Origin of the sequence: Rhizobium sp. BK008, assembly GCF_014197345.1 — a bacterium.
GTDB lineage: Bacteria > Pseudomonadota > Alphaproteobacteria > Rhizobiales > Rhizobiaceae > Rhizobium > Rhizobium anhuiense.
The window spans coordinates 1-1,114 of record NZ_JACIFK010000025.1 but is presented as its reverse complement, the minus strand read 5'-3'; the positions used below and the strand labels follow the sequence as shown (position 1 = coordinate 1,114).

The 1,114-nt window shown below is 55.4% G+C and carries 1 protein-coding gene; it reads left to right on the top strand.

Annotated elements, in window-relative coordinates; translation table 11 throughout:
- The first annotated feature begins 65 nt into the window (after window positions 1-65).
- The gene (locus FHT69_RS33945; protein WP_064648104.1) at window positions 66-1,067 is read left to right on the top strand and encodes an IS30 family transposase; all 1,002 of its coding nucleotides are present in this window, start codon (window positions 66-68) and stop codon (window positions 1,065-1,067) included.
- Window positions 1,068-1,114: the final 47 nt, after the last annotated feature.

Below are 1,114 nucleotides of genomic sequence, written 5' to 3'. Positions count from 1 at the left end.
GGTACATTCTATTTCCAAGTGCGACATGCTTATAAAAACAATGGCTTCGCCTTGGAGATATATGCATGTCCCTTTGCTATTCGCAGCTCACCCTGCCTGATCGCAAGCGTCTTTTTCATCTTAGAGAACGCAAGGTTTCCGTCTCGGAGATTGCCCGCCAACTCGGTCGTCATCGTTCGACGATCTATCGCGAGCTTAAACGCAATACGTTCCAGGATCACGAATTTCCGGAATACAGCGGCTATTACAGCGGTATCGCCAACGACATGAGCAAGGAGCGCCGACGACGGCTGCGCAAACTCAGACGCCATCCGCATCTGCGCGATCTCGTCATCGACCGGCTGAAGGCGCATTGGTCACCTGAGCAGATCGCTGGCCGGCTTCTCGCCGATGGCGTCAGTCCTGTGCGCATTTGCCCGGAAACGATTTATCGTTTCATCTATTGCAAGGAAGATTATCCGCTCGGGCTGTATCAGCACCTGCCGGAACGACGGCGCAGGCGTCGGCGCCGCGGCGCACGCAAACCGCGCGACGGCTTAATCCCGCTCGATTACAGAATCTCCCAACGACCTGATTTTATTGATGATCGATCACAGTTCGGGCATTGGGAGGGCGATCTCCTGATCTTCCGGCGTGAACTCGGAGAGACCAACGTCACCTCTCTCGTCGAGCGCAAGAGCCGCTATACGGTGATGATCAAGAACCGCAGCCGTCACTCGCGACCGATCATGGACAAGATCATCCATGCCTTCTCACCATTGCCGTCTTTTGCACGCCGAAGCTTCACCTTTGATCGCGGCACGGAGTTCTCCGCTTTCAGGGCTTTGGAAGATGGGATCGGCGCCAGGAGCTGGTTCTGCGATCCCAATTCGCCTTGGCAGAAAGGCGCTGTCGAGAACACCAACAAGCGCATTCGACGCTTCATGCCTGGCGATACGGATCTGTCCAACGTCGCTCAGAAGCAACTTGTCGACCTCGCCCATCACCTGAATTCGCTGCCAAGAAAGTGCTTGGGCTACAAAACACCGGCCGAGGTCTTCATGGCGCATTTGCGTGAATGCGGCTGATCCCCTACCCTTCAAACGCCCATGTTGCACTTGGTGTAGATTCTCCA

Coding starts and splice junctions, on each gene's coding strand:
- FHT69_RS33945 (WP_064648104.1), top strand. CDS start 66: ATGTCCCTTTGCTATTCGCAGCTCACCCTGCCTGATCGCAAGCGTCTT.